Annotated in this window: 22 protein-coding genes; 12 read left to right on the forward strand and 10 right to left on the reverse strand. The window is 70.1% G+C overall.

Going from position 1 to position 22,335, the window contains the following annotated elements; genetic code table 11:
* Positions 1-6: 6 nt before the first annotated feature.
* Positions 7-873: an SDR family NAD(P)-dependent oxidoreductase gene (locus ACOEQ2_RS06440; RefSeq protein ID WP_419730554.1), complete on the reverse strand. Its 867-nt coding sequence runs from the start codon at positions 871-873 to the stop codon at positions 7-9.
* Between the two features lie 76 nt (positions 874-949).
* On the opposite strand from ACOEQ2_RS06440, the gene ACOEQ2_RS06445 reads away from it, so the two are divergent.
* Positions 950-1,390 carry a GNAT family N-acetyltransferase gene (locus tag ACOEQ2_RS06445; RefSeq protein WP_419730555.1) on the forward strand — a complete coding sequence of 147 codons (441 nt, stop codon included), beginning with the start codon at positions 950-952 and terminating at the stop codon, positions 1,388-1,390.
* A gap of 18 nt (positions 1,391-1,408) precedes the next feature.
* On the forward strand, positions 1,409-2,347 hold the full coding sequence (locus ACOEQ2_RS06450) for a histone deacetylase family protein (protein WP_419730556.1): 939 nt from the start codon (positions 1,409-1,411) through the stop codon (positions 2,345-2,347).
* A gap of 23 nt (positions 2,348-2,370) precedes the next feature.
* Here ACOEQ2_RS06450 and ACOEQ2_RS06455 read toward each other — a convergent pair whose 3' ends face one another.
* The 6 genes from ACOEQ2_RS06455 to ACOEQ2_RS06480 all read right to left on the reverse strand — a co-directional run bounded on the left by ACOEQ2_RS06455 (position 2,371) and on the right by ACOEQ2_RS06480 (position 10,502).
* Entirely contained in the window at positions 2,371-4,062 is a 1,692-nt protein-coding gene (locus tag ACOEQ2_RS06455) for a methyl-accepting chemotaxis protein (protein WP_419730557.1), read from the reverse strand.
* A gap of 91 nt (positions 4,063-4,153) precedes the next feature.
* Positions 4,154-4,747: a chalcone isomerase family protein gene (locus ACOEQ2_RS06460; RefSeq protein ID WP_419730558.1), complete on the reverse strand. Its 594-nt coding sequence runs from the start codon at positions 4,745-4,747 to the stop codon at positions 4,154-4,156.
* Between the two features lie 111 nt (positions 4,748-4,858).
* Positions 4,859-6,412: a helicase HerA domain-containing protein gene (locus ACOEQ2_RS06465; protein WP_419730559.1), complete on the reverse strand. Its 1,554-nt coding sequence runs from the start codon at positions 6,410-6,412 to the stop codon at positions 4,859-4,861.
* Positions 6,413-6,568: 156 nt separating this feature from the next.
* On the reverse strand, positions 6,569-7,786 hold the full coding sequence (locus tag ACOEQ2_RS06470) for a TIGR03862 family flavoprotein (RefSeq protein ID WP_419730560.1): 1,218 nt from the start codon (positions 7,784-7,786) through the stop codon (positions 6,569-6,571).
* Positions 7,779-8,951, reverse strand: coding sequence for a pyridoxal phosphate-dependent aminotransferase (locus ACOEQ2_RS06475; protein ID WP_419730561.1), 1,173 nt, complete (start codon positions 8,949-8,951; stop codon positions 7,779-7,781). The genes ACOEQ2_RS06470 and ACOEQ2_RS06475 overlap by 8 nt, the downstream gene beginning before the upstream one ends.
* A gap of 33 nt (positions 8,952-8,984) precedes the next feature.
* The gene (locus ACOEQ2_RS06480) at positions 8,985-10,502 is read right to left on the reverse strand and encodes a gamma-glutamyltransferase (protein ID WP_419730562.1); all 1,518 of its coding nucleotides are present in this window, start codon (positions 10,500-10,502) and stop codon (positions 8,985-8,987) included.
* Positions 10,503-10,685: 183 nt separating this feature from the next.
* Here ACOEQ2_RS06480 and ACOEQ2_RS06485 point away from each other — a divergent pair, with 183 nt between their 5' ends.
* Positions 10,686-11,495 carry a DsbA family protein gene (locus ACOEQ2_RS06485; protein WP_419730563.1) on the forward strand — a complete coding sequence of 270 codons (810 nt, stop codon included), beginning with the start codon at positions 10,686-10,688 and terminating at the stop codon, positions 11,493-11,495.
* A 151-nt stretch (positions 11,496-11,646) separates the two neighbouring features.
* Here the strand turns inward: ACOEQ2_RS06485 and ACOEQ2_RS06490 are convergent, their stop codons facing one another.
* On the reverse strand, positions 11,647-12,186 hold the full coding sequence (locus ACOEQ2_RS06490; RefSeq protein WP_419730564.1) for a hypothetical protein: 540 nt from the start codon (positions 12,184-12,186) through the stop codon (positions 11,647-11,649).
* 157 nt (positions 12,187-12,343) lie between these two features.
* Between ACOEQ2_RS06490 and ACOEQ2_RS06495 the strand changes: the two genes are divergently transcribed.
* The 7 genes from ACOEQ2_RS06495 to ACOEQ2_RS06525 all read left to right on the forward strand — a co-directional run bounded on the left by ACOEQ2_RS06495 (position 12,344) and on the right by ACOEQ2_RS06525 (position 19,392).
* A complete protein-coding gene (locus ACOEQ2_RS06495; RefSeq protein WP_419730565.1) occupies positions 12,344-14,521 on the forward strand; it encodes a transketolase-like TK C-terminal-containing protein in 2,178 nt (725 codons plus the stop codon).
* A gap of 4 nt (positions 14,522-14,525) precedes the next feature.
* On the forward strand, positions 14,526-15,548 hold the full coding sequence (gene gap, locus ACOEQ2_RS06500; RefSeq protein WP_419730566.1) for a type I glyceraldehyde-3-phosphate dehydrogenase: 1,023 nt from the start codon (positions 14,526-14,528) through the stop codon (positions 15,546-15,548).
* A gap of 2 nt (positions 15,549-15,550) precedes the next feature.
* A complete protein-coding gene (locus ACOEQ2_RS06505; RefSeq protein ID WP_419730567.1) occupies positions 15,551-16,780 on the forward strand; it encodes a phosphoglycerate kinase in 1,230 nt (409 codons plus the stop codon).
* Positions 16,781-16,840: 60 nt separating this feature from the next.
* Entirely contained in the window at positions 16,841-17,017 is a 177-nt protein-coding gene (locus ACOEQ2_RS06510; protein ID WP_419730568.1) for a hypothetical protein, read from the forward strand.
* Positions 17,018-17,097: 80 nt separating this feature from the next.
* Positions 17,098-17,697 (forward strand): NUDIX hydrolase, encoded by a 600-nt coding sequence (locus ACOEQ2_RS06515; RefSeq protein ID WP_419730569.1) that lies wholly within the window; start codon positions 17,098-17,100, stop codon positions 17,695-17,697.
* The gene (locus ACOEQ2_RS06520) at positions 17,694-18,146 is read left to right on the forward strand and encodes a hypothetical protein (RefSeq protein WP_419730570.1); all 453 of its coding nucleotides are present in this window, start codon (positions 17,694-17,696) and stop codon (positions 18,144-18,146) included. Before ACOEQ2_RS06515 ends, ACOEQ2_RS06520 begins: the two co-directional genes overlap by 4 nt.
* Before the next feature lie 61 nt (positions 18,147-18,207).
* Complete coding sequence (locus ACOEQ2_RS06525; RefSeq protein ID WP_419730571.1) at positions 18,208-19,392, forward strand: hypothetical protein; 1,185 nt, start codon at positions 18,208-18,210, stop codon at positions 19,390-19,392.
* A 19-nt stretch (positions 19,393-19,411) separates the two neighbouring features.
* Here the strand turns inward: ACOEQ2_RS06525 and ACOEQ2_RS06530 are convergent, their stop codons facing one another.
* Positions 19,412-20,215, reverse strand: a complete 804-nt coding sequence (locus ACOEQ2_RS06530; protein WP_419730572.1) for a tetratricopeptide repeat protein — start codon at positions 20,213-20,215, stop codon at positions 19,412-19,414.
* Positions 20,216-20,379: 164 nt separating this feature from the next.
* Here ACOEQ2_RS06530 and ACOEQ2_RS06535 point away from each other — a divergent pair, with 164 nt between their 5' ends.
* Both ACOEQ2_RS06535 and ACOEQ2_RS06540 read left to right on the forward strand, forming a co-directional pair.
* A complete protein-coding gene (locus ACOEQ2_RS06535; protein ID WP_419730573.1) occupies positions 20,380-20,886 on the forward strand; it encodes an OmpA family protein in 507 nt (168 codons plus the stop codon).
* A 330-nt stretch (positions 20,887-21,216) separates the two neighbouring features.
* Complete coding sequence (locus tag ACOEQ2_RS06540; RefSeq protein WP_419730574.1) at positions 21,217-21,381, forward strand: hypothetical protein; 165 nt, start codon at positions 21,217-21,219, stop codon at positions 21,379-21,381.
* On the opposite strand, the gene ftsY is transcribed toward ACOEQ2_RS06540, so the two are convergent.
* A complete protein-coding gene (gene ftsY / locus ACOEQ2_RS06545; RefSeq protein ID WP_419730575.1) occupies positions 21,378-22,331 on the reverse strand; it encodes a signal recognition particle-docking protein FtsY in 954 nt (317 codons plus the stop codon). The genes ACOEQ2_RS06540 and ftsY overlap by 4 nt on opposite strands.
* Positions 22,332-22,335: the final 4 nt, after the last annotated feature.

Genomic DNA, 22,335 nt, shown 5'->3' on the forward strand with positions numbered 1-22,335 from the left:
CCCGATCTACAGCCCGGCTTTCTGCAGCACGGCCTTGAAGGCGTCGGCATGGTCCGGGTGCCAGCGGGACAGCGGCGGGCGATTCTCGACGATGTCGCCGGCAGCCCACAGGATGCGCTGCTCGTCGAGCGCGCGCGAAACGTCGTTGTCGGGGCAGAGGATATAGAAGTCGCCCGCGCCCAGGCTCTGCATCATGAAGTCGACGGTCTGCTCCGGGGTCCAGGCGGCATCCGGCTTGGCATCGCGGCCGTTCGCGGTCAGCGGCGTGAACACGAAGCCGGGGATCAGCAGGTGCGCGCTGATCCGGCAGCCATCGGTGTTGCGCAACTCGTGCTGCAGGGCCTCCGTGAAGGCCTTTACCCCGGCCTTGGCGACATTGTAGGCCGGATCGCCGGGCGGCGTGGTGATGCCCTGCTTCGAGCCGACATTGATGATCAACCCGGGTTGCCCACGGGCAATCATGCCCGGCGCGAATGCCTGCGAGCCATGCACCACGCCCCAGAGATTGACCCCGATGATCCGCTCCCAGACGCCGGGCAGCCCGAACATCGCACTCCCCGGCTGCACCGCGGCGTTGTTCATCAGGACGTCGGCGCCACCGAACCGCTCGGTGACCGCGGCTTCAAGGCGCTGCACATCCGCAGCCACGCTGACGTCGGTGGCACTGGTCATGATGCTGGCCGCGCCGGCAGGTGCGAGGTCCGCCAACGTCGCGGCGGCCCGGGCCAGGCGATCCTCCCCGAGATCGGCGATGCAGACGCGCATGCCGAGGCCGGCAAACCGCATGGCGGCGGCCAGACCGATTCCGGAGGCACCGCCGGTCACCACGGCAACGCGATCACGCTCAAGGGCTGGGTGGACGGGTAGCGGCATTCGGGCAAACTCCTCTGGGTCGATCCGCTAGATAGACCGTTCATCCAGGGAGCCAAACCGGGGAGACATGGTGCCGATGATCACGTTCGAGACGTTCGGCACGCCCGGCTGGGAGGAGATGGTCAGGCTCAGGCACCAGGTGCTGCGTGCCCCACTGGGCCTCGAATTCAGCCAGGACCAGCTGGCAGCGGAGGTGAACCAGCTGCACCTGGCGCTTTGGCTCGACGACACGCTCGCCGGCACCCTCCTGCTGCTGCGGCCGGATCCGACCGGCACGGGAAAGCTGCGGCAGATGGCGGTGCGACCCGGTCTCGAACGGCGCGGCTTCGGCTCGAGGCTGGTGGGTCGTGGGGAGGCTGAGCTGCAACGGCTTGGTGCGGTCCGGGCTGGGCTGTCGGCGCGTACGACGGCCATCCCGTTCTACGAGCGGCTTGGCTACGTGGCTTATGGTGAGCCCTTCATCGAGGTGACCGTGCCACACCGGTCGATGCGCCGACGCCTCGACGACCCGGCCTGACCCGGTCATGCTCATCCGATGAGCGTCGTCCTGTTAACCCACCCGGCCTGCCTGGACCACGATCCCGGCTCCGACCATCCGGAATGCCCCGATCGCCTGCGCGCGGTGCTGCAGGCGCTCGACCATCCGGATTTCGCGACCCTGCACCGCCGGTCGGCACCGGTGGCCGACGACGCGTTGCTCCGGCTGGCGCATCCGGCCGAGTACATCGCGCGCATCCTGGCGATCCGGCCGCCCGTGGGCGAGGTGGTCCGACTGGACGCCGATACCCTGATGAGTGCCGGCAGCGTCGAGGCGGCGCTCCGGTGTGTCGGCGGCGCGTGTGCCGCGGTGGACGCGGTCATGGATGGCGAGGCCGGGGCCGCCTTCGCGGCGGTCCGACCGCCCGGGCATCATGCGGAAGCCGCGACCCCAATGGGGTTCTGCCTGTTCGGCACGGTGGCGATCGCGGCCCGACATGCGCAGTCGCGGTGGGGTCTGCGCCGGATCGCCGTGGTCGATTTCGACGTGCATCATGGCAACGGCACGCAGGCGATGCTGCAGGACGATCCGGCGATGTTCTTCGCCAGCAGCCACCAGCACCCGTGCTACCCGGGCACCGGTGCGGCCTCCGAAACCGGCATCGACGGCAACGTGGTCAACCTCCCGCTACCGCCCGGCAGTGGGTCCGCCGCCTTCCGGAAGGGCTGGAGCGACACCATCCTGCCAGCCCTCGATCGTTTTGCACCGGAGTTGCTGCTGGTATCCGCCGGCTTCGACGCCCACCACGCCGACCCGCTGGCCCAGTTGGAACTCGGAACCGACGATTTCGCCTGGATCACCGAGCGTATGATCGAGGTTGCCGACCGTCATTGCCAGGGCCGGTTGGTCTCGGTGCTCGAGGGCGGCTACGACCTGGACGCCCTCGCTGCCTCCGTTGCTGCGCATGTGCGGACGTTGATGCAACGAACGGCCTAGCGCGCCGCTGATCCGAAACAGGTTCAGGCGACTCGAACTCCGGCGACGAAGTTGGCGACTTCCTGCGTCAGCTGCTCGGCCCGGCGTGACAGATCATCGGCCGCACCCAGCACCTGCGCTGCCGCCGCGCCGGTATCGTTGGCAGCCTGGCTCACTCCGGAGATCGTGGCTGTGACCTGCTGCGTGCTTGCAGCAGTCTGCTGCACGTTCCGGGCGATCTCGGCCGTGGCAGCGCCCTGCTCCTCGACCGCAGACGCGATATTCGATGCGATCGCGTTGCATTCCTCGATGGTCGCGCCGATTGCCCTGATGGCCCTTACGGCTTCCTCCGTCGCGCCCTGGATCTGCGAGACCTGGGCACCGACCTGCTCGGTTGCCTTGACGGTCTGCATTGCAAGGTTCTTGACCTCGCCGGCCACCACGGCAAACCCCTTGCCGGCATCCCCCGCCCGGGCAGCCTCGATGGTGGCATTCAACGCCAGAAGATTTGTCTGCGCGGCGATACCGGTAATGAGTTGCACGACACCTTCGATCGCTCGCGCACCGTCCGCCAGCGCCTGCACGATCGTATCGGTGTGCCTCGCGTCCTCCACCGCTTTTTCGGTGATCTTCGCCGAGTGGGCAACCTGCCTGCTGATCTCGTTGATCGATGAGGCGAGCTCCTCGGCCGCCGCGGAGACGGTATTCACACCCTTACTTGCATCACCCGCGGCCGCCGCAACCGTGGTCGCCTGTCGGTCGGTACTGGTCGCGGTCGCCGACATGGACTGCGCCGTCGCCTGCAGCTCGGTCGCACCGGACGACAGCATCGACACCAGCGTGCCCACCGTCGTTTCGAATGCGTCGGCAGTCCTGTTCATCGCGGCCTTTTGCGCTTCTGCCGCAGCGGCCTTCGATGTTTCCTGATCGAGTCTGACCCGCTCTGCCTCGATCATGTTGTCCTTGAAAACTCCGACTGCAGCGGCCATCCCGCCGATCTCGTCGCGTCGGCCGAGACCGGGGATGACGATCGCCATATCCCGGTCGGCCAACTGCCCCATCGCGACTGTCAGTCTGCTGATCGGCGTGGCGATGCCGCGGATCATCGACCAGCCGATGAAGAGGCTCAGTGCAGCCATCGCGCTGAGGGTGGCAAGGATCCATGTGTGGGCAGAGTCGGCCAGGGACGCTCCAAGAAGGCCCGCCTCCTTTCCGCTGCGGAGCTGGAAATCGAGGTCGTTGCTGATGGCGGCACGAACAGCCTTCATGCCTACGCTGAGTTCCCCGTTCAGGAAGGCGACCTGCTCGGTTTTTGTGCCGCGGCTTAGTATCTCCGTGTACTTGTCCGACAGCTGGCCGAAACGGCCCCATGCATCCGTTATCAGACTGGCAAGGTGGCTCTCCTCACCAGGCGCGATCGCTGCCAGGTAAGTCCGGAAGACGTCGTTGAAAAGCCGTGCCTGCTGCTGCACTTCACCTGCGTCGTGGCTCGCCGCAGCGCCTGTCGCATCGACCAGAAGCGCCTGGTTGACCCGCAAGCGTTCGGAGAACCGTGCCATGTCGCCAAGGGCGCGGCTCGCAGGCAGCCACTTGGTGCGCAGTTCGGTCGCCACGGCGCTGACGGCCTGCAGCCGCTCCATCGAAAAGACGCCGAGACCAATGGTGCTGCAGAACACCAGTCCGAAAGCCAGGAGGAATTTTGCCCGGATGTTGAGACCGGGCCGCGCTGCGCTCACCGTTTTTTCCTTCGCGACATGTCGAGGCGTTCGCACGCTCGACCATAAGACGCAGAGGATTAACGGACCGTTACGGCCACCAGCCGATGCGTCAGCTGCTCGACTTGCCGAGCAGGCCGTCGCGGAGTTCCTCGGACGGCGGGGTGGTGCCGAGGTCGGAATCCAGGATGGTGCGGCCGAAGGCCGGGTCGTCGATCTTCGTCACCTGGGCGCCGTTGAACAGCACCTGCACGCCGCTGTCGGTGACGATGAAGCCGGTGCGATCACCAGGCTGGACCGGGCGCACGGTCCCGAGCAGCTTCTCGAACGCCACCTTGTCGCCATCGGTGCAGACGTGTTTCGAGCAATACAGCCTGCTCGAGGCCAGATACATCTGGTGCACCCGGTCGACCGCGGCGCCGCGCAGGAACTGCATGAACAGCGCCTTGGGGCCCTTCTCCGACAGCGCCGCGCCGGCATCGCTGGTCTTTTGCGGCAGATAGAGTGCGCCGACATAGCCGTTGATGTGCAGCAGGGTGAAAGCCCGCACCCCCATGCCGTTCAGCACCAGGGTGGTGCCGTCGACCTGCAGGGTGTCGGGCATGGTGACGCCGGCCTTGGTGCCGGCACTGGCAAGGTCAGGGTGGGCCAGGATCGTGAGCGTCGTGACGGCGGCGGCGAGACACGGCGAGAGGCGACGGATCATTGATTTCCTCGTGGCAGTCGTCCGGAGCCCTGATCGGCGCCGCAGGAAAGCATGAGCCGACCGCCGCCGCCAGATCACCCCGTCAGGGCCGGGAACGGCGGGGCAGCAGCACTACGCCGCCGCACCCGGCAACGTTTCCCACCCCGGCCCGACAATCACGGCGATGCGCCGGCCGGTGGCATCCTGGCGCAACACCAGCACGTCGCGCTCCTCGAGATAATGCAGCTGGCGACGGGCGCGGCCGGTCGAGTGGGTGCCGTAGGCGCGGGCGATCTCGAGGTCGGACGGGCATGGCAGCCGGCGATGGGCCGCCTGCGCCACCAGCAGGAACACGCCCTGCACATCCTCCGGCAGCGACGCCCCGGTGCGGATCACCGCCTGCCAGTCCGGCGCCTCCGCACCGACCTCGTCGAGACCGGCGCGCGCGGTGGCGAGCGCCTTTCGGAAGCCGGCAAGATCGAGCGCGTCGCGTCCCAGACCCTCGATCCGGCAGCGCACCAGGAAATCCTGATACAGCACGTGCACCGGACGGAAACCGGCCTCCGGCTCCGCGTCGTGATCGGCCAGCATGGCGCGCAGCACGACCTGCATGCGCTGGCGGTCGTGCGCGGCGTCCTCCAGCGTCGGCTGCACGGGCGACGCGCGGGTCAAACCGCCGTCCCCTGCATCCGGCAATCCGGGAGCGCTGGCCCGGGTCGCCCCGTGAGCCGAGAGCTGCGCCAGGATGTCCGGCGGCGGCGGTCCGGGCATGCGCCGGGGGCGCGGCGTGCCGGTCGATGAGGGCGGCGTCAGGATCAGCTCGCGCATGTCCTTTTCGGAGGCCGCGGGTGCGAGCGGCAGCAGGCCCGGGCCGGCAGAACGACTTTCGGTCACCACCGCGCCGATTCCGACGGTGATCGGCCGACGCGACAAGGCCGGACCCAGGGCCACGAACCGCCCGCGGCCGAGATCGCGGAAGCTCTCCGCCTGGCGCCGCTCCATGCCGAGCAGGTCGGCGGCGCGCGCCATGTCGATATCGAGGAAGGTGCGCCCCATCAGGAAGTTGGTGGCCTCGGCGGCGACGTTCTTGGCCAGCTTGGCGAGGCGCTGGGTGGCGATCACCCCGGCCAGCCCGCGCTTGCGACCGCGGCACATCAGGTTGGTCATGGCCCCGAGCGAGGCGCGCCTGGCCTCGTCGGACACCTCGCCGGCGACCGCGGGCGCGAACAGCTGCGCCTCGTCGACCACCACCAGGACCGGGTACCAGCTCTCCCGGGGCGCATCGAACATGCCGCCGAGGAAGGCGCTGGCGCGGCGCATCTGCTGCTCGGCGTCGATGCCCTCGAGGTTCAGCACCACCGGCACCCGGTGGGTCCGCATCCGCTCACCGGCGGCGGCAAGCCCGGCCTCGTCATGCTCGGCAGCATCGATCACCAGGTGGCCGAAGCGCTCGGCCAGGCTGACGAAGTCGCCCTCGGGATCGATCACCGCCTGCTGCACCCAGGCGGCACTCTGCTCCAGCAGGCGGCGCAGCAGATGCGACTTGCCCGACCCGGAATTGCCCTGCACCAGCAGGCGCGTCGACAGCAGCTCCTCGAGGTCGAGCAGCGCCGGCTCGCCGATGCCTGTCAGGCCGCCGGTGGACCCGGTCTCGACCCGGGTGCCGATCTCGATCGCGACGGTCATGCGGCGCGCCCGCCGAGGCTTGAGAACCAGCCCGTGCGACGGATCTCGACCCGGGCGCCGATCTCCAATGCCACAGTCATCGTGCCGGCTCACCAAGGCCGGAGGGCCCACCGTCAGGGCCGGTTTCGACGCGAAAGCCGACCTCGATCGCGACGGTCATGGTATGCGCTCCGCCAGCCAGGCCAGTAGCCCGTGGGCGGCGGCGCGGCCGGTGGCGATCGCGGCCTGCAGCAGGTAGCCGCCGGTGGGGGCCTCCCAGTCGAGCATCTCGCCGGCGACGAAACTGCCGGGGCGGGCACGCAGCATGAAGCGGTCGTCCACACCTTGCATGGAGACGCCGCCGGCGGTGGAAATGGCGCGGTCCATCTCGGCCGGGGCTGTCAGCACGATCGGCAGCGCCTTGAGCAGCCCCGCCAGTGCCACCGGATCGCGCGGCGGGGGCGTATCGCCGATCTCGCGCAGCAGCCCGATCGCCACCGGCGCCAACGACAGCGCCTTGCGCAACGTGTTGGACAGGCTCTCCCGGCCGCGCACCCGGGCGAGCCGCGCCGCGAGTTCGGCAGCCTGCATGTCCGGCCGCAGATCGAGCGTCAGCACGGCGCGCCCCGTACGCTCGATCTCGTCACGCAGAGCCGCCGCCAGAGGATACACCGCACCACCCTCCAGGCCGTCCGCGGTCACGATCATGTCGCCGCGTGACATGCGATCGCCCGACCGGAGCGCTACCGACTTCAGCGGCGTGCCGGAATGGCGTTCGGCGAACGGTGCCGACCAGCCGACGACGAAGCCGCAATTCGCCGGCCGGAACGGGACCACCGGCACACCCGCATCGGCAAGCGGGCCGCTCCATGCGCCGTCGGAGCCGAGCCTGGCCCAGCTTGCACCACCGAGCGCCAGCAACGTGGCATCGGGATGGATCAGCTCCGGGCCGTCCGGGGTGTCGAGCCGCACGGCGGCCGCATCGTCGAAGCCGGCGAAGCGACAGCGGGTGCGCAGGGTCACGCCGAGCCCGTCCAGCCGCGCGAGCCAGGCACGCAGCAGCGGCGACGCCTTCATCGCGCGCGGAAACACCCGGCCGCTGCTGCCGACGAAGCAGGGCTGACCCAGCGCCTCGGCCCAGTCGCGCAGGGCCGCCGGGGGAAACGCCTCGATCGCCGGACGGAGCCAGGGCTCGGCCGCCTCGTACTGCTGCAGGAAGCTCTCGAGCGGCTCGGAATGGGTGATGTTGAGGCCGCCCCGCCCCGCCATCAGCAGCTTGCGCCCGGGGCTCGGCATCCGGTCGTACACCGTGACCCTGCAACGTGGTGCCAGCAGTTCGGCCGCAGCCAGACCGGCCGGCCCGGCGCCGATCACCGCGACGGTCGGTTCAGCCACGGAAGGCGGCCAGGCGATCGGTCGCCTCGAGGATGTCCGCCTCCGGGCCGCAATAGCTGAACCGGATGCTGCGATGGCCGCGCACGGCGTCGAAATCCACGCCAGGCGTGGCAGCCACCCCGACCTCGGCCAGCAGCCTGGCGCAGAAGCTCGTGCTATCGTGGCTGCGGGCGCCGATATCGGCATAGATATAGAAGGCGCCCTGCGCCGGGCAGAGATCGTCGAACCCGACCTGCGGCAGCCGTGCCAGCAGATGCGCCCGCGACCGGCGATAGCGATCGAGATTGGCGGCGATCTCGTCGCCGGCGTCGAAGGCGGCCTCGGCGGCGATCTGCGAGACGTGCGGCGCGCTGATGAACAGGTTCTGCTTCAGCCGCTCGACCGGGCGCAGCAGGTCCTCGGGCAGCACCAGCCAGCCGACCCGCCAGCCGGTCATGCTCCAGTATTTCGAGAAGCTGTTGATGACGATGGCGCTGTCGCTGAACGCGGCCGCGGTGGCCGGCGGCGTCTCCCAGTTCAGGCCGTGATAGATCTCGTCGCTGACCAGGCGGATGCCGTTCGCGTGGCAGAACCGCGCCAGGCTCGCGAGTTCGTCGGCGTCCAGCGTGGTGCCGGCCGGATTGCAGGGGCTGGCGACGATTAGCCCGTCCGGCAGGCCTTCCGGGGTTTCGGCCATCGCTTCCAGCAGCGCCACGGTCGGCTGGAACCGGCTGGAGGCGTCGGTCGGCAGCACCACCGGCTGCATGCCGAGCGCGTGCAGGATGTTGACGTAGGGTGGGTAGTACGGGCTCGCCAGCGCGATGCGGTCGCCGGGATCGAAAGCCGCCAGGAACGCCAGCAGGAACCCGCCGGACGCGCCGGTGGTCACGACGACGCGCTCGATCGGCACCGTGGCGTCGTAGAATTCGGCGTAGTGCCGGGCGATCCGCTGGCGCAGCGACACCAGCCCCTGGGCCTCGGTGTAGCCCATCGGCAGCACGTCGGAGAGTGCGCGCTGCACCGCCTGCATCGCGATCATCGGCGCACCGGTGGCCGGCTGGCCGACCTCGAGCCGGATGATCCGGGGCTCACCGGCCGCGAGCGCCGCCTGCCGGGCGTTGGCCGCGCGCACCACTTCCATCGCCAGGAACGGCTGCAGCGACGCGCCTGCCCCAACCTTCAGCATCGCGACCCGTTCCGGCGAACCGTCGGGTGGTGGCTAGTCGCTGCGCGTGGCAAGGCCGGCCCCACGCGGATCGCTGCTGGCGACACACGCGCTGTGGTCGCCCGGCAGCCCATGCGGGCAGACGATCGCGTTGACGCGCCCGGTGTCGGTGACCGGCGCTGTCGGTTCGCCACGCAGCGCACGCGCCATTGCGGCCCCGACGGCAGCGGCGGCGTCGTTCTGTCCGGACCCGGCGATTGCGGCGCGGAAGCTGCCGGCATTCGGGTTCCAGGCGATCGCGGCGGCCAGCAACGGCCGGGGGAACCGCGCCGGCGAGGCTGCGAGCACGATCCCGGTCTGCCCGGCGACGCGGCCGGTGCCGAACAGGTTGTCCATGGTGAGCGCGCACGCGACCGCGCCGCCATTGCGGTCGATCACGGTAAACGCGGTGGAGGCGGGCAACCGGCCGAGCGTGCCAGCGACCTGGCTCCCGAGATTATCCAGCGCCGACTGCGCTTCTGCGGTGTCGTTGCCGCTATTGGCGCCAACCGGATGGCTCGCCCGCCAGGCGCCGACGATCGCATTGGCGATGGTGCCGCCGTCGCCACCGGCCTCGCTCGCGCGGAACGCCGCCGCTGCGCCAAGACCGCCATCCGCCGGCGGCGGCAGGAACGCCACGCGCGCCGCACCGCCGTCGCCTCTCTCGCCGGCCACCAGCAGCGGCGTGGTTTCCGAGGGCACGGAGTCGCGGATGTCGGCGCGCGTCAGGCCACCGCCGGCCGCATCGGCGCCATCGGTGAATTGTTGCCAGAGCAGGCCGGTATAGAGATCGCCGACCCCGGCCAGGGCCAGTCGGTCGAGGGTGAAGGCCAGGTCCGGCTGCACCAGCTGGTCGCCGGCCGCCACCGGTGTGCCGCCGGCTGCAAAGATCGCGCGGGCGCCGGCATCGGCCAGCAACGGACCGCGCACCGCATCCAGGTCGTCGGCCAGCGCCCGCGACACGGTGACGCCCGAGCGGGCGAGCCTGGCGGCCGGCTTGACGAGATCCTCGAACGCGACGCTGCCGTAGCGCGCCTGCATCAGGAACAGGCCGCGCGCGGTCATCGGCACCGCGGCCGGCCGGCCCGACGCCACGCCCGCGGCACCGCTGCCACCGACCGGCACGAACAGGAACGCCTCGGGCGCACGGTTGCCGCCCGGCTTGTAGGCCAGGCACGCCCCACCGCCGCCGAGCGAGGCACGCGAGGGCAATGTCACCGCGAGTGCCATGCCGATCGCCGCCGCCGCATCCGCCGCATTGCCGCCACGCGCCAGCACATCGCGGCCGGTCAGGGCTGCCACCGGCTCGTCCGCCACGACGTTGCCGATATAGCCCGCGAGATAGGGCGAGGGCGGACCTTCGACGAGGTTGCGCACCTTCTGCACGCTGCCGCAGGCGACGAGCGGCACGCTGACGGACAGGCTGAGCGCCAGGCGGAAGGCCCGCGCGACAGCGGAGCGCTGGGTGCTGGGGAGCGGGGCCACGGTCGGCTGTGCCGGTCGGTCACTCGAGGCCGGAACGAGGTTCGGCACGCCTTTGATCTCCGTCAATCGGTCGGCGACCCGGCTGTGCATCCCGAAATGCCGCCTTCCATCGCCGCCTGCCCTTAGACGGCTTCGGTCGTTGCGGCAACCACGCGCCAGGATCGGGGACGTCTCGCGGTGGCGGGTCGGCGATGCTACATCGCGTCGCGTCGCCATGAGCGGGAGAGCGCGTTGCCCGAGTTTCGTCATCCAGTCCCGCATCCTTCCCGGCGCACGTGGCGTCTCGCGCGGCACCTGCTGCTCGGGCTCAGCCTCGCCGCGACGAGCCTGCCTGCGCGGGCCCAGACGGCGCCACAGACCGCTATGGTGACGGGAAGCTTCTCGCCGGAGCAGCGTGCCGAGATCGTCGCCATCGTGCGGCAGGCGCTGAAGACCGACCCGAGCATCCTGACCGACGCGATCACCACGCTGCGCGCCTCGGCACAGCAGAAGGATGACGCCGATGCCGGTGCGGCACTGCAGGCCAACCGCGGGGCCCTGACCGGCCAGACGGGCGACGCGATCCTGGGCAATCCTGCCGGCAACGTGACGCTGGTCGAGTTCTACGATCCGCGCTGCCCGTACTGCCGCAAGGTGCTGCCGACGCTCGACACGCTGATCGGCTCGGATCGCCAGGTGCGGGTGGTCGAGAAGCTGATCCCGATTCTCGGGCCGAACAGCGTGATCGACGCCGAGGCGATCCAGGCCGCCGCGCTGCAAGGCAAGTACAAGCCGCTGCAGCAGGCCCTGATGGGCGATAGCGGCGCGCCAGGGTTGGACCGGATCAGGACACTCGCGTCGGCGGTCGGAATCGACGTGCCGCGGCTGCTGCAGGACATGAAGTCACCCGCGGTGAGCAGCGTGCTGAACCGCAACGTGGAACTGGCGCGCACGCTGCACCTGACCGGCACGCCCACCTTCATCATCGGCGACCAGACGATCCCGGGCGCCGTCGAGCTCGCCGACCTGCGCCAGGCGGTAGCGGCGCAACGCGCGCACTGAGCCCGGCCGCGGGCGAGCGACGTCACGAGGAGCCCCGGCCGCCGGCGGAGCTACTTCCCGGGGCCGGACGGCCCCCCTACTTCAGCGCCGGACGGCCCCCCTACTTCCCGCGCCGGACGGCCCCCCTTCTCCCCAGGGCCGGACGGCCACTCTACTTCACGAACACCTGCACCTCGGGCTGCTTAATCGACGGGTCGGTGCGGGCCGACATCTCGACCTGGCCGCTCGATGCGCCGGCGGAGACGATGGTGTCCGCCACCGCCTCGCCGCCGGCATGCCCGGCGGCGGACAGGGCGGCTGCCTGCGCCTGCGGAGTGCCGGTTGCGGGCACCAGCGTCTCGACCTGGAACAGCGCTTCCGGTTTGCGGGCCAGCGCCATCCGCACGATGTCGGCAAGGCCAGGTTGCCAGGTCGCCGGGTCCGCCTGGTAGCGCACCGAGGCGAGCGGCAGGGGTGGCGGCGGTGCCGGGCTTGCCGGCGGCACGTGGGCGATCGGGCGGCGGCCGGCCGACGGATCGAAGGTCTTCTGGTCGATCAGCTTGCAGCCCGAGAGCACGCTGCACACCAGCAAGCCGACCACCGGCACGACCCGCGACGACCAGCCGGGCCGGCACGCGAATGCCGCCACCCCGGCGCGACGTGGCCTGGAGAGGGTGATTACGGCGGGGGTCGTCGGGGTGGCGATCTGCATGGCGTTTCGACCGTCGCAGGAAGGACCCGCCCCAGCAAGGGTTGCGGCGCCAGTCCGCAGCCGCCTATGAACCGTGCGACACTGCAATCCGGCGGCATCCGGCCCGGCCGTCAGGCATTGCCGTTACCCCTTCGAGACGTGGGGCCCTGGAGGCGTGATGGAGGTCGGCGTTCCGGACACGGAGACGCACGGTTCGCCGGGTGCGAAGGCGCATGACCTGAACGAGTCGGGTGCCGACGACGCATTCGTCACCGCCGACGTCATGATGTCGGCCGACGAGACCGGCCATCTGGTCGACGCCATCCGGGCGATGCTCGCGGAAGGTCTCCGCGAGAGGGACCGCAACGAGCGCAACCGCATGTCCGCCCCGGACGTGTGCCAGGTCACCGGGCAGGTCACCGCGACTGTCGCTGCAGCGCCGGTCGGGGGCATGGAGGCGGCCGCCGCGGTGCTCTGGAGCCGGTTCCTGCGGTTCGACGTGGCAGATCCGAGATGGCCCGACCGCGATCGTTTCGTGCTCTCGTCCGGCCGCTTCATGCCACTGCTGCGGGCACTGCTCCGGCTGACCGGACACGAGGACGTCGGCGCCCGCTGCGGCCACGGCCAGCATCCGGCGATCGAGACCGCTGTCGGCCCACCCGGCCAGGGGTTCGCGACCGCGGTCGGGATGGCGATGGCCGAGCGTGCCCTGGCCGGCCGGTTCGGACGCACCCTCGTCGATCACCGGACCTGGGTGCTCGCCTGCGAAAGCGACCTCGCAGCCGGCGTCTCGCTCGAGGCGGCGGCACTTGCCGGCCAGATGCGCCTGGACAAGCTGGTCGTGCTGTTCGACGCCCATGCGGCCAACGACGAGGCGATGCAGGCCGGAGCATCCGGGGGATCGGGCCCGGAGGCGATGACCCGTTTTGCCGCCTGCGGTTGGGCGGTGCGACGGGTGGACGGATCCGATCCGGAGGCGATCGCAGCCGCAATCGCCGGCGCCTTGCGGGTCCGGCGGCCGACCCTGATCGCCTGCCACGCCGGGTCGCAGCCCGCGCCGGCACCGGCCGATCATGAGCTGCCGCACTCCTCCGATGCGTGGCTCGGCATCGGCATGCGTGGTGCGGGTGCCCGGCGCGGCTGGCTGCGGCGCCTGGCGCGGCACCGTCTCCGTCAGGAGTTCGAGCGTGCCGGACGTGCCGTGCTGCCGGCCACCTGGCAGCAGGCCTGGACCCAGTCCTGGACCAGGTCCCAAGCGACGCAGCCGCCAGGACACCAACCGGGGCAGCCGGCGGGTCTCCAGCAGGAACTGTCCAGGATGATGGCGACGCCACCGGCTCCCGGTCCGGTTGCAGGCACCCTCGCCGCCGGGCGGCAGGGACTGGCTCTGCTGTGCGGCCTGCTGCCGGAGATGGTGACGCTGCATTCCAGCGCCGGTGCCGGTGTCGGCGGTGGGCTGCCGGATACCCTGCGTGCGATGGGCCTGGCCGACCGGCCGGCGCGTCACCTGGCCTGCGGCGTGCAGGAACACGGCATGGCGGCGCTGACGAACGGGCTGTCGCTGCATGGCGGGCTGCGGCCGGTGCTGGGCGCCTCGTTCGTCTCGATCGACCGCATGCGTCCAGCCCTCCGGCTCGCCGCGCTGATGGGGCAGCCGGTGATCTACCTGCTCACCGATGACGGCCTGGCGCTCGGCGAGGACGGTGCCGGCTGGCAGCCGGTCGAGCAGCTCGCCAGCCTGCGGGCGATGCCGGACGTGTCGGTGTTCCGGCCCGCCGATACCGCCGAGGTGGTGGCCTGCTGGGAACTGGCGCTGCGCCACACCGGCGGCCCCAGCCTGATCGCGCTCTGCCCGCGCCCGCTGCCTCAGACACAGGCCCAGCCACCGGCCCAGTCGAGCTGGAACGGGTCGCGTCCGGCAGCAGGGAGCCGTATCGGCTGCGCGCGCGGCGCATACGTGCTCTCGCCTGCAAGCGGTCCGCGGCAGGTGACGCTGATCGCCACCGGCCCGGAAGTCGCCGTGGCACTGGCAGCCCAGGCCCTGCTCGAGGAGAGCGGAGTTGCGGTCGCCGTGGTCTCGCTGCCATGCTGGGAACTGTTCTCCGCGCAGCCGGCGTCCTATCGTGACGACGTTCTCGGCGAGGTGCCGCGGATCGGCATCGAGGCAGCCTCCGGCTTCGGCTGGGAGCGCTGGCTGGGACAGGGCGGCGTGTTCATCGGCATGGACGGCTTCGGCGCCGCGGCTTCGGCGGACACGCTCTACCGCCATTTCGGCATCACCCCCGAAGCGGTCGCGGCACGGGTTCGCCGTCGCCTCGGCATCTCGTCGCACACAAAGCTCAAGGAAGAGGACTAGCTCAATGGCTGTTAAGCTTGCCATCAACGGCTTCGGCCGGATCGGCCGCCTGGTATTGCGCGGCATCATCGAGAGCGGGCGCACCGACGTCGAGGTGATCGCCATCAACGATCTCGGCTCGGTGTCCGACAACGCCCACCTGCTGCGCTACGACAGCGTGCATGGCCGCTTCCCCGGCACCGTGACGGCCGAGGGCGACACCATCACCATCGAGGCGAACGGCCGCACCTACGGCCCGATCAAGGTGTCGGCCGAGCGCGATCCGGCGAAGGTGCCCTACCAGGGCGTCGACGTGGCGCTGGAATGCACCGGCCTGTTCACCAAGAAGGAAGCCGCGGCGCAGCTGATCACCGCCGGCGCCCGCAAGGTCCTGGTGTCCGCACCGGCCGACGGCGTCGATGCGACCATCGTGTTCGGCGTCAACCACGACACCATCACGTCGGACATGACCGTGATTTCCAATGCCTCGTGCACCACCAACTGCCTGGCGCCGATGGCCAAGGTGCTGGACGACGCATACGGCATCGAGCGCGGCTACATGGTCACCATCCACTCCTACACCGGCGACCAGCGCACCGTGGACACGCTGCACAAGGACCTGCACCGGGCCCGTGGTGCTGCCATCAACATGATCCCGACCAACACCGGTGCGGCCCGTGCGGTCGGGCTGGTGCTGCCGCAGCTCAAGGGCAAGCTGGACGGCACGGCGATCCGGGTGCCGACGCCGAACGTGTCGCTGGTGTCGCTCGACTTCGTGCCGGGCAAGGTCCCCGGCTCCATCGCCGAGGTGAACGAGCTGTTCAAGACCGCCGCCGCGTCCGGCCCGCTCGAGGGCATCGTGGTCTATTCGACCGACCCCTGCGTGAGCTCGGACTTCAACCACCAGCTCGCATCGTGCTCGTTCGACGCCACCCAGACGGCGCTGATCGATGGCGGCAAGCTGGTCCGCGTGTGCGGCTGGTACGACAACGAGTGGGGCTTCTCGAACCGCATGGCCGACACCGCGGCCGTGTTCGGAGCGCTCTGAGCATGGCGCTCGCAGCCGCGTCCTTCCGGACGATCGATGACCTCGACTGCGCCGGCAAGCGGGTGCTGCTGCGAGCGGATCTGAACGTTCCGGTGCGGGAGGGTCGGATCACCGACCTCACCCGCCTGGAGCGCCTGACGCCGACCATCCGCGAGCTCGCCGACAAGGGCGCGCGGGTGATCGTGGTCAGTCATTTCGACCGGCCGAAGGGCAAGCGCGTGCCGGAGATGTCGCTGTCTCCGGTTGCCGTGGCACTGGCCGAGGTGCTCGGCCATCCGGTGCTGTTCGCGGCCGACTGCATCGGGCCCGAGGCGGAAGCGGCGGTGGCGTCGATGCGGGACGGCGACGTGCTGGTGCTCGAAAACACCCGCTACCACGCCGGCGAGGAAGCCAACGATCCCGAGCTGGCGCTGGCGCTGTCCCGGCTCGCCGACATCTATGTCAACGACGCGTTCTCGGCCGCTCATCGCGCGCATGCCTCGACCGAGGGTGTGGCCAAGCACCTGCCGTCGCATGCCGGACGGCTGATGCAGGCCGAGCTCGACGCGCTGACGCTTGCCCTGGAGAACCCGGAGCGGCCGGTGGGTGCCGTGGTCGGTGGCGCCAAGATCTCCACCAAGCTCGACCTGATCGGCAACATCCTGGGCCGGGTCGACGTGCTGATCATCGGCGGTGCGATGGCCAACACCTTCCTGGCGGCACAGGGCGTGGAGGTCGGCCGCTCGTTGCAGGAGGCCGACATGCACGACACCGCGCGCGCCATCATGGCGCAGGCGGAGGCGCGCGGCTGCCGGATCCTGCTGCCGGTGGATTGCGTGGTGGCCCGCGAGTTCAAGGCGAATGCCGAGAACCAGACGGTCGCGATCGACGCGGTACCGGCCGACAGCATGATCCTCGATGCCGGACCGCTCACCGTCGGGTACCTCGCAGAGGAGGTCGCGAAGCTGCGCACCCTGGTCTGGAACGGCCCGCTCGGCGCGTTCGAGATCGCCCCGTTCGATGTCGGCACCAACACCCTGGCGCGTGCCGTGGCGGAGCTGACCCGCGCCGGCACGCTGCGGTCGGTGGCCGGTGGCGGCGATACCGTCTCGGCGCTGCGCCATGCCGGTGTCGCCGACCAGTTCAGCTACGTGTCGACCGCCGGTGGCGCGTTCCTCGAGTGGCTCGAGGGCAAGACGCTGCCCGGCATCCAGGCGCTCACCTCGCTGCGCGGCATCGCCTTGCCGACCTGAGCAAGTCGCCGCCGGTTCGTTAACCGGCTGTTCATCATGGCGGGGCAGTGTGGTCCCGCCATGATCTCCAGCACCACCCTCCCGGCCTTCTCGACCACCGGACCTGCCGTCGCGCAGGCGACGGGGCGCGTCCTGGCGACGGTGACCTCATCCTCCGGGCCGTCGAGCGCGAACACCTCCCCGGCGCCGGTGGTCGGTCCGTCGCGCCGCGGCAGCCGGCTCGACATCTCGGCGTAGTGGATCACAATCGGAGTCATTCGGTTACGCTTGGTGGATTACCGGTTGAAACGCCGGTTGCATTCCCTCACGCTCTTTTCATGTCGCGCTTCGCCCGCATCCAGCCTGAGGGAGAGGAGAGGGAGAGGCTCTCCTGTCTCGATTGCGGCCACGTGTTCTACGAGAACCCGAAGGTGATCGTGGGTGCCGTCGTGGTGCATGAGGACCGGGTTCTGCTGTGCCGCCGTGCGATCGAACCGCGGCAGGGTTTCTGGACGCTTCCCGCCGGCTATCTGGAGCTCGGCGAGACTTCCGCGGAAGGTGCGAAGCGCGAGGTCCTCGAGGAGGCCGGTGCCCGCATCACGCTCGACGGCATCCTGGCGATCTACGACATCAGCCGCATCGGCCAGGTGCAGATCATCTATCGTGCCCGCTTCGCCGACGCAGGCGATCCGGTCGCCGAGGCCGGGCCGGAGAGCCTGGAAATCGGCCTGTTCGACTGGGCCGGGATACCCTGGGGCGAAATCGCCTTCCCGTCCGTGCACTGGGCGCTGGATGCCTGGCAGCGCGTGGGCCAGGGGCCGTTGCTGGCGCCTTTCGGCAACCCTATCGACGACCCGCGCGGAGAGGGCAGGTTGCAACCGCCTCGGCCGCATGAGCCGTTGCGTTCCCCTCATCAGATGCCTGGAAGCCCGACATGAAGCGGCTCGTCTGGATCATGCCCGTTCTGCTGCTGGTCGGCGCGCCGGCCTGTTTGGCCGCAACGGCCTCTGCCGAGGAGGCCGGCACCGCGACGACCCAGCATGTGCAGTCGCTCGATCCGACCGCGATGGCGACGTTCGAGAGTAGCAGCCTGGCCCAGACGGGTCCGATGCGCGACGCCATGCCCCGCGGATCGACCGGCGCCCTCGTGATCCAGGCGCACGCCCAGACATTGCGGCCGGCACCCTTGCCGAACGAGGATTTCGACGAGCCCGGGCTCAGCCCGCAGGCCCTCGCGGCGCAGGATCAGGCCAGCGTCGGCCCGAGCTTCTACGGTGCGGCCAAACCATTCTCCGGTGACGGCTACGCGCCAGGATCGACGATCGACGACCGCACCAGTCACCGCCACAATGGCGGCGGCATGAGCCTCTCGATCCCGGTGCAGTAGCGATTCCAGGACGTGATCATCCCGGACGACCTGCTCTCAGTGTCATGACCAAGGACCTGCATTGAACGCTCCAACGGGCAGCGGGAGCGACGGCGTGGCGCCGGTGTCCGACACCGACCACAGATCCGGAACCACCTCACAGGCGGGCCCGAACCGGGCGCAGAATACGACAGCCGGCCTGGCGCAGGATGCCGCCTACAGCCTGCTGCAGGGCGGTCCGGGCGCTCTTCTGTTCGGATCGCCGGTCCGGACTGGCGATGCGATCCGCAGGATCATCGATCATCTGCATGGCCGGCTCGGCAACAAGCTGCAGCCGGTGCGCTTCCAGGCGCTCGCGGCCACCCCCGATCATCTCCGCGACGTCGTGGGCAAGGCGCATGCGGCACGCGCCACGCCGGATGCGTGGCTGCTGCTGGTGATCGCCGATTTCGACAGTGCGTCGTCGGCGCTCCTGAGCGAACTGGACGTCGCCGCCGAGGCCGCCGCGCAACATGGCGGCCTGCAGTTCCTGTTCGGGTCCTCTCGTGACCTCGACGTGGCGCTCCGGCGGGCGCGCCTGATGGCGCTTGCGACCGCACTCGGTGGGCGCTTCACGCTGCCTCCCGAAGGCGACGGCGCGCCGATCCAAGCTGCACCGGCAACCGGCAGCCTCGATCGACCGCAGGCCGAGGCGCCGCCACGTGGGATCATGCTGCGCATCATGGTCGCCATCCTGGCGGTGGTGGCAGTCGCGGGGCTGGTGATCTATGCGATCCTGCCCGGGGGGCGGCCGGCGCCGCATCCGGTCGGCGTCACGCCCCTGCCGCCGCCCGCGCCGTCCCTTCCGCCGCCCGCGCCGTCCCTGCCGCCGCCTGCGCCACCGCTGCCGTCCGCACCGGCGCCGGCGCCGGCGCCGCAACAACCAATTGCCCCGATCACGCCGACACCTGCGGAGCCACCGGTTCCAGCGCCACCGCCACCGGTCCGCGCGCCACTTCCGTCACCGGCCCCGCCTCCGGCGCCGCGAGCGCCCCGGATGCCGATGCCGCTACCGGCCCCACTCCCGCCACCTGCGGCTGCGCTGCTGCTGCAGGCTCAGCCCGGCGATACGCTCGAGTCGCTCTATGCGCGGGTCTATCGGGACGTGACGCCACCGCCCTTCTCTGACGTCGTGGCGGCCAACCCCGAGCCGATCAGACCCGGGGCGCGGGTGGTGTTTCCCGCACCTCCGACCGGCTGGACGGCCGGGAGTGCGCCGGCTCGGTGACAAGAGCCGAGCGTGCCGCTCAATTGGATGGCACGACCAGCGTCGAGACCTGGACCTGGGTGCGCAGATGCAAGGCGCCGGCTTCCGCGAGCTGCCGGAGGCTGGCATCCGCGGCCCCTGCCGCCGCGCGTAGGTACAGTCGGTAGGCCTGCTCCCGGTCCTGCGTCGCGCCGATACCGTTCTCGATACACCAGGCGAGATCGTATTGCGCCAGCGATGCGGACGCGCCCTGCCCCTCCGCCATCCGCCTGAACAACGAAACCGCTACCGACTTCGCTCCGGCATCGCGTGACAGCAGCGCCTGCTGCGCCTCGGCGAAGGTGGCATCCTGCGGATCCGGCGGCACCACCGCAGGGCGCGCATGCACGCGCGCCGCCGCCGCCGCGATGCCGTCCCGGGCGGCAGCAGCGAACATCCTGCGGGCGAAAACGGGGTTGCGCGGGATGCCGTCACCCGAGCTGGCCATCAACGCCAGGTTGTATTCGGCGCGCCCGTCATGCAGGCGGGCAGCACGTGCATACCACCGTGCTGCCTTGGCGTGGTCGGGCGCCACGCCCCTGCCGGCATCGTACAGCACCGCGACGTTGAACATCGCAACCGGGTCACCCAGGTCGGCGGCCCGGCGATACCATACGAGCGCCCGGCCCTGGTCCTGCGGCACGCCCTCGCCGGCGTCGTACATGACCCCGATGAAACGCGCTGCCCTGGCATCGCCGGCATCCGCAGCCTCACGCCAGGTCCGATAGGCCTCCGCGAAGGCGCCCGACCGGAACTCCGCGATGCCTGCCTGGTCATCGGCAGATGCTAGGCGGGGAGCAGCCATGACGACCAAAGACAGTCCGATAAAAGCGACAATGTTCCGCATGACGGCCCGCGCCCAGATTATAACACAAGGATGTGTATGGTGGACCGGGATGGAAACGTCTGCAGGATTCTCGCGATATCGGTCTCGCGGCTTGTGAACTCTTGGAGAGGGGGAACTGTTTCATGATCGATCGGACGAGGCTTGGTTACCTTGGGGCAGTGCTGGCCTCGACAGCGTTGCTTGCAGGCTGCGCTCACCCCTCACCCGGAAACAACGAGGCCGCCGCAGCGGTACAGGCGCCACCGAACGTTCCGCTGGCAACCAAGCCGAGCGCCGGCCAAGAGGTGAAGGCGGTCGCCAATGACCAGATCGACATCACCTTCCCGCATGGTGGTTCGGCCCTGACCCAGGAAGCCGACAAGAAGCTGGATCTGGCGGCCCGGCTGTTTCGCGACGCCAACCCGGTCCTGATGTTCACCACCGGCTATTCGGACAATACCGGCGACGAGTATGCCAACCTGCTGCTCTCGGCGCGGCGTGCCGAAGTGGTCAAGAAGGCGCTGGTGGCGCGTGGCATCCCTGCAAACCGGTTGCTGCTGCAGGCGCTTGGAGCGTCCGATCCGGCAGACGCAGCCGATCCGGCAGCCGCCGCGAACCGTCGCGTCGTGGTGACCTGGCGGCTGATCTAGCGCGGATGGCGGCATGAGGTCGCGCGCGACGACCCTGCTCGCCACCACAATGGTTCCTGGCGGGCAAGGCGTCGTGGTGCAGACGGCAACCGGCGGCCTCCGACCGAGGCCCGCCGGCGCATCCTGCGACACTGACGCTCAGCGACCTGCAGCACCTGCCGACGGCGGCCCCAACCGTCTCCAACGCCACGGACCAGGGCACCGGCACCGCCAGCTTCACCGGCCCGCTGCTCTGGCGTTCGCCTGACCGTGACGGCGTCGCCGATGCGGTCGCTCGCAAGACCCACCTGCAGCACGTCATCATGGCAGAGGGCCGCGACGGCTACAGGGGTGGCGCCGTCGGTAGCCGAGCTGGATCCGGGCTTTGCCGAGAAGCAGGTCCTCATCGCATATCGGCAGGCTGGCAGGTCGCTCGGCGGCCTCGAATTGGTCGTCCCCGGCGACCGCAAGCCCGGGCGCGAAGTCCACAACCTGGTCGCGATCGAGGTCCGTTAGGACGCGGGCGGGCCGCCGGCAACCAGCCGGACGGTGTCGCCCACCAGCCCGCGGGCGAACTCGGTGGCCGAGAACGGACGCAGGTCCTCCGCCGTCTCGCCGACCCCGACCGCGTGCAACGGCAGCCCGAACGTCTCGGCCAGCGCCACGACGATGCCGCCGCGGGCACTGCCATCCAGCTTGGTGACGATCAGCCCGGTCACCGCGACCAGTTCCTTGAACACCCGCACCTGCTCGATGGCGTTCTGACCGGTGGTGGCGTCCAGCACCAGCAGCACCGAATGCGGCGCGGTGGCGTCGAACTTGCGCAGCACGCGGATGATCTTCGCCAGCTCCTCCATCAGCGCGCCCTTGTTGTGCAGCCGCCCGGCGGTATCGATCAGCAGCAGGTCGGCGCCCTCCGCGGTGGCTCGCTTCAGGGCCTCGAACGCCAGGCCGGCGGCATCGGAGTTGGGCGGCCCCGAGATGACCGGCGCGCCCACCCGCTCGCCCCAGATCTGCAGCTGCTCGACGGCGGCGGCGCGGAAGGTATCGCCGGCGACCAGGATCGGCTTCAGACCCTGACGGCCGAACTGCAGCGCCATCTTGCCGATCGTCGTGGTCTTGCCGGTGCCGTTGACGCCGACCACCAGCACGACATGGGGCTTCAGCGCCGGGTCCGGTACGAACGGGATCGCCACCGGCTCCAGCACGCGGGCGATCTCGGCCGATAGCGCGATCCGCACCTCCTCGTCGGTCACCTCACGGCCGAAGCGGCTGCGGCGGAACTCGTCGATCACCCGGCCGGCGACGGCTGGCCCCAGGTCGGCCGCGATCAGCAGCTCCTCGAGCTCGTCGAGGGCGGCTTCGTCGAGCCGGCGGTGCGCGAACACCGCGGTGAGGTTGCCGCCGAGCTTCTGCGTGCTGCGCGACAGGCCTTCCTTGAGCCGGTTGAAGAACCCCATGGCCATCGCG

The organism is Lichenicola sp. (assembly GCF_965198575.1).
Taxonomy (GTDB): domain Bacteria; phylum Pseudomonadota; class Alphaproteobacteria; order Acetobacterales; family Acetobacteraceae; genus Lichenicola.